Genomic DNA, 6,000 nt, shown 5'->3' with positions numbered 1-6,000 from the left:
GTTCTTCGGGTTGTGCTTCGACAGCACCTTCGTGATCGCCGCCGTCAGCGTCGTCTTGCCGTGATCGATGTGTCCGATCGTTCCAATGTTCACGTGCGGCTTTGACCGATCAAATTTTTCCTTCGCCATGACTCTCTCCGTGTTTCTTACTACTGAAATTCAACTGCTAAACTGTCGCGCCTTGCGGCATTGCGTTACTTACTCTCTTTGCCCTGCACCTTGGCAATGATCTCTTCCGAAACCGACCGCGGCGCTTCTTCATACTGCTTGAATTGCATGGTGTAGTTCGCACGGCCCTGCGTGGATGAGCGCATGTGCGTGGCGTAACCGAACATCGTGCTCAGCGGCACAGTTGCCTTGATAGCCTGCGAACCGCCGACCATCTCCATACCCTCAATGCGGCCACGACGGCTGTTGAGGTCGCCGATGATCGTGCCCATGTATTCCTCGGGGACGGTGACTTCGACGTCCATCACGGGCTCGAGCAGCACAGGCTTCGCCTTGCGGGCGGCTTCCTTGAACGCCATCGAACCGGCGATCTTGAACGCCATTTCGTTCGAGTCCACGTCGTGATAGCTGCCGTCGTAGAGCGACACCTTGATGTCCACCATCTCGTAGCCAGCGAGAACGCCGCGCTGCATCGCGTCCTGAATGCCCTGGTCGATGGGCTTGATGTACTCCTTGGGAATGACGCCGCCCTTGATGTCGTTCGAGAACTCGTAGCCCGCGCCCGGCTCGTTGGGGCTGATGCGGATCTTGCAATGACCGTAGTTGCCTGAGCCGCCGGTCTGACGGATGTACTTGCCTTCCGCATCGGAGTTCGAGCGGATGGTCTCGCGGTAGGCCACCTGTGGCTTGCCGACGTTGGCCTCGACCTTGTACTCGCGCATCATGCGGTCGACGATGATCTCAAGGTGCAGCTCGCCCATGCCGGCGATGATGGTCTGGCCGGAGTCGGGATCGGTGTGCACGTTGAAGGTGGGGTCTTCCTGCGCCAGCTTCGCGAGCGCCATGCCCATCTTCTCCTGGTCGGCCTTGGTCTTCGGCTCGACCGCGACCTCGATGACAGTCTTTGGGAAGTCGATGGATTCGAGCACGACGGGGTGCTTGTCCGAACAGATGGTGTCGCCGGTAACGAGGTTTTTGAGGCCGACGGCGGCGCAGATGTCGCCTGCGAGGATCTCGGTGATCTCTTCGCGCTTGTTGGCGTGCATCTTGAGCAGGCGGCCAATGCGCTCCGTCTTGCCGGTACGCGGATTCAGCACCGAGTCGCCGGTCTTCAACTGGCCCGAGTAGACGCGGATGAAGATCAACTGGCCGACGAAGGGGTCGGTCATGATCTTGAAGCCGAGCGCCGCGAAGGGCTCGCTGTCGTCAGCCTTGCGGATGACCTCTTCCTCCATGTTGTCGGGGTTGTGGCCGACGACCGGGGGGATATCGAGCGGGCTGGGCAGATAGTCAACCACAGCGTCGAGCAGCGTCTGGACGCCCTTGTTCTTGAACGCCGAGCCGCAGAGGACGGGGAAGATCTTCATCCCGATGGTCGCCTTGCGGATGCCAGCCTTGAGCTGGGCCTCGGTCGGCTCCTGGCCTTCGAGATAGAGGTGCATCAGCTCGTCGTCGTTTTCGGCGACAGCTTCGACCAGCGTGTGGCGGGCTTCCTTGGCCTTCTCGACCAGATCGGCGGGGATCTCTTCAACCGAGTACTGCGCTCCCATCGTCTCGTCGTGCCAGAGGATAGCCTTCATCGTGACCAGGTCAACGACGCCGGCAAACTTGGCCTCGGCACCGATGGCGATATTCAGCGGCACAGCGCGCGCGCCCAGACGATCAACGATGGTCTGAGTCGCATAAACAGCGTCCGCACCGGCGCGGTCCATCTTATTGATGAAGCAGATGCGGGGGACCTTGTACTTGTCAGCCTGCCGCCAGACAGTCTCCGACTGCGGCTGCACACCGGCGACTGCGTCGAAGCAGGCAACCGCGCCGTCGAGCACGCGGAGCGAACGCTCGACCTCGGCGGTGAAGTCCACGTGACCGGGAGTGTCGATGATGTTGATGCGCTGGTTCTTCCACGTGCAGGTGGTGGCAGCCGAGGTGATGGTGATGCCGCGCTCCTGCTCCTGCTCCATCCAGTCCATGGCGGCAGTGCCCTCGTGCACCTCGCCGATACGGTGCGTGATACCCGTATAGAAGAGGATGCGCTCGGTCGTCGTCGTCTTGCCGGCGTCGATGTGCGCCATGATTCCGATGTTCCGGCAACGATTCAGAGGTACAGTGCGTGCCACGGTCTATCTCTCATCTGCGAGGGCTGCTCGCGGTTACTGTGCAACTAGAACTAAGAGCAAAGACAAAAGACTTTGCTATGAAAATTTTTCCTTACCACCGATAGTGCGCAAAGGCCTTGTTCGCCTCGGCCATGCGGTGGACGTCTTCCTTCTTCTTCATCGCCGCGCCACGGCCGTTGGCCGCATCGAGTAGTTCGGCGGTCAGCTTCTCGACCATACCCTTTTCACCGCGGGCGCGGCCGTAGGTGACGAGCCAGCGGATGGCCAGCGAGGTGCGGCGCTCGGGATTGACCTCGATCGGCACCTGGTAATTCGCACCGCCTACGCGGCGGGACTTCACTTCGAGCAGCGGCTTGCAGTTCTCGACCGCCTTCTTGAAGAGCTTGAGGGCCTCGTCGCCGCCCTTCTGCTCCAGATTCGTCATGGCCTCATAAAAAATGCCCTGCGCGGTGGACTTCTTGCCGCCCCACATCATCGAGTTGACAAACTTCGTGACCAGTGTCGAGTTATAGACCGGGTCGGGGTTGACTTCGCGCTTTGCTACATAACCTTTTCTTGGCATTGCTCTCTATCTCTTCTTCCTCCAGCCCGGTGAACCTCTCACGAGATGGACCTGTTAGTACAAACCTTTTATTTTGCTGCGGCCTTGGGACGCTTGGCGCCGTACTTCGAGCGGCTCTGTTTGCGGTTGGCGACGCCGACCGAGTCCAGCGTTCCGCGCACGACGTGATAGCGAACACCCGGAAGGTCCTTCACGCGGCCGCCACGGATAAGCACAATCGAGTGCTCCTGCAGGTTATGGCCGATGCCCGGGATGTAGGTCGTCACTTCGATGCCGTTGGTAAGGCGGACGCGGGCAACCTTGCGGAGCGCCGAGTTCGGCTTCTTGGGCGTCTGGGTGTAAACGCGGGTGCAGACGCCGCGACGCTGGGGCGAGCCCTGGAGCGCCGGGCTGGCGGTCTTGTAGCGGGTGGGCGTGCGGCCCTGTTTGACGAGCTGATGAAACGTAGGCACTCGAACTCCTTAAACCAACCGAAACTTATTTCAGGCGCGCAGAGGGAAGACCGTCTTCGCATTTCTGCAAACATGCAGAAAGAATGAGGGCGCTGAAGCGTCTCTTTGCGAAGATGACCCCTGCTTCGCGTCTGTACTTCAATACAACAGACCAGACGAAAACAGTCGACGGTGGCCGAGCGTCTTTCCCTGGACAAGAACCTCGCCAGGACGAGCCGACTCCGTTTCGCTGTTCCGGCCCGCATAGCCCATCCAAGGCGGAGGGTGTCGCAGGCACGTATTCGATGGGCCGCAGATTACGGCATCCTTCAGGATGCTCTGCGGTTCTCTCTTCTTGTACTCAGTTCGCCTACAGCGCGTCCTGAATATTCGCGGAACCTTCTAACAATAGCAATTTAGCCCACCCGAGTCAACTTTCGGGCGCGATTTCAGCGGAAAACCCCCTCGGACGTGGCCAAATCTACGCCATTTTGACAGATCACCCAGTGTCCCCTGTCCTGCGGAAGGCCGTCGAGGCAGCGTGCTAGGCTTGGCGGCATGATTCTTTCCTTGATTTTTTCTTTCTCCCGGCGGCATCTTCTTTTGCTTACGGTTGCCGTGGCCCTTATAGGGCTCGCTCCGGGCGCTGCCCGGGCTGTGTCGGCCTCTGAGAATGCAAAGATCCTCTCGCTGACTGAGATGCTGGGCCGGACCATCGCGCCGGAGCAGGCGCAAATCTCGCCTGACGGCTCGACTGTGGCATGGTCGGTGCGGAGGGATGGCGCATCGGAGATTCACCTGACCAGCGTGGCGGACCCGAATCCTGCGAAGGAGCGGATTGTCGGGACCGGTACAGGGGCGACTGGTTGCAACAATGTGGAGCCGCGGTGGTCGCCGGATGGGGAGTGGCTGGCATTCCTGTCGAACTGCTCGGAGATGATCGAAAGTCCTGCGCAGGAGCAGGTTTTTGTGTGGTCGGTCAAGACGGGCGAGGCGCGGCAGTTGACGCACGTGACGGGAGAGGTCCACTCGCTGGCGTGGTCGCCGGATGGGAAGAGTCTGGGTTTTCTGTTTGTGGAGAATGCGACACGCAAGGCCGGGGCGCTGGACGCCATGAAGCCGTGGAGCGGCGTGATCGGCGAAGAGGGGATCGAGATACAGCGGGTTGCCGCGGTGAGCATTGCGGAGGGCAAGTTCTGGTGGGTGACTCCGGAGCGGCTGCATGTGTATGAGTTCGATTGGGCTCCTGATTCGCGGCGCGTTGCGTTTGTTGCGGCGGCTCCTCCGGGAGAGAACAACTGGTGGGTGGCGCAGCTTTATACGCGCGACGTGGTGCGGCCGTGGGACGCTGCGGGCCAGCCCTGTCCGACTGGCAAAGACTGCCATCCGGTGAGGTCGATTCTGGATCCGCAGAGTGTGGCGGGGCCGCTGCATGGGTTGCAGATCGCCGTGCCACGCTGGTCTCCCGACGGGAAGACGATTGCCTTCATCGGCGGGCTGATGAGCGATCAGGGCGTGACCGGGGGAGATGTTTATCTGGTGCCTTCGAGCGGCGGCGAGCCACGGGACATCACTCCCGGGCGCGCGGCTTCGGTGGCCTACATCGGCTGGGTGAGCGACGACGCGCTGGGTCTTGCGGAGCACGTGGGGGGCAGCACGCATTTGACGGTGCTGAATGTGAACTCCGGCCAGGACGTGTCTTCCGTGGACGAGACGTTTGCCGGGACGGTGTCGGCGAATGAGTTGACGATGAGCGTCTCGGTGGCGAACAACCATACCGTGGCGATGGTGCGGAGTTCGTTCGAGCACCCGCCAGAGGTCTGGGCCGGGCCGGTGGATGATCTGAAGCAGATGACCCACCTGAACGACGGCCTGAAGCCTGTGTGGGGCAAGACCGAGAATGTGGAGTGGACCAACGAGGGCTTCAAAGTGCAGGGGTGGCTGCTGTACCCGGCCGACTACGACTCGTCGAAGACGTATCCGCTGATTGTCGAGGTGCATGGCGGGCCTTCGTCAGCTGTGGTGCCGCGATGGCCTGGAGTGGGGTATGGCGGGGTGCCGTTTTCGGCGCTTGGCTACTTTGTCCTGATGCCGAATCCGCGCGGCAGCTTTGGACAGGGTGAGAAGTTTACCCGGGCCAATGTGAAGGACTTCGGCTACGGCGACCTGAGGGACATTCTGGCGGGCATGGACGCGCTGGAGAAGCGGCTGCCTATCGATAAAAGCCGCGAAGGGCTGACCGGGTGGAGCTACGGCGGATTTATGACGATGTTTGCCGTGACCCAGACGACGCGGTTCAAGGCAGCGGTGGCGGGAGCGGGAATCAGCGACTGGAAGAGCTACTACGGCGAGAACTCGATTGACCAGTGGATGATTCCGTTCTTCGGCGCAAGCGTCTATGACGACCCGGCTGTCTATGCGAAGAGTTCGGCGATCAACTACACCAAGAACACGAAGACGCCGACGCTGATTGTAGTTGGCGACCGCGACGGGGAGTGTCCTGCACCGCAGAGCTTCGAGTTCTGGCACGCGCTGCGCGCGCTGGGCGTGAAGACTGAGCTGGTGGTCTACCCGAATGAAGGCCACCAGTTCCGCGACCCGGCACATCAGCGCGACGTGTTGATGCGGGCGCTCAAATGGTTTGAGACCGCGATGCCGGGAGGACAGGGATCAGGAATCGGGGAATAAGGAAGAGCCTTGATGCCTGACGTTGCTGTGG

5 protein-coding genes are annotated in these 6,000 nt (G+C 60.9%); 1 reads left to right on the top strand and 4 read right to left on the bottom strand.

The genetic code is table 11. From position 1 onward, the window contains the following. From VFU66_RS06340 to rpsL, 4 genes are all read right to left on the bottom strand, one after another. Window positions 1–129 (bottom strand): GTP-binding protein (locus VFU66_RS06340; protein ID WP_326445398.1); only part of this gene is annotated, 129 nt, incomplete at its 3' end. 65 nt (window positions 130–194) lie between these two features. Further along, entirely contained in the window at window positions 195–2,288 is a 2,094-nt protein-coding gene (gene fusA, locus VFU66_RS06335; RefSeq protein ID WP_326445397.1) for an elongation factor G, read from the bottom strand. Window positions 2,289–2,379: 91 nt separating this feature from the next. Beyond that, window positions 2,380–2,850, bottom strand: a complete 471-nt coding sequence (gene rpsG / locus VFU66_RS06330) for a 30S ribosomal protein S7 (protein ID WP_326445396.1) — start codon at window positions 2,848–2,850, stop codon at window positions 2,380–2,382. A gap of 68 nt (window positions 2,851–2,918) precedes the next feature. Then, the gene (gene rpsL, locus VFU66_RS06325; protein ID WP_014263802.1) at window positions 2,919–3,302 is read right to left on the bottom strand and encodes a 30S ribosomal protein S12; all 384 of its coding nucleotides are present in this window, start codon (window positions 3,300–3,302) and stop codon (window positions 2,919–2,921) included. A gap of 636 nt (window positions 3,303–3,938) precedes the next feature. Here rpsL and VFU66_RS06320 point away from each other — a divergent pair. Next, entirely contained in the window at window positions 3,939–5,969 is a 2,031-nt protein-coding gene (locus VFU66_RS06320) for a S9 family peptidase (RefSeq protein ID WP_326445395.1), read from the top strand. Window positions 5,970–6,000: the final 31 nt, after the last annotated feature.

Source organism: Edaphobacter sp. (assembly GCF_035763405.1).
Taxonomy (GTDB): Bacteria; Acidobacteriota; Terriglobia; order Terriglobales; family Acidobacteriaceae; genus Edaphobacter.
This window is presented reverse-complemented; position numbering and strand designations above follow the sequence as displayed.

Bases quoted from the DNA above. Each gene is read 5' to 3' on its own strand.
- rpsG (WP_326445396.1), bottom strand. From the start codon at position 2,850: ATGCCAAGAAAAGGTTATGTAGCAAAGCGCGAAGTCAACCCCGACCCG.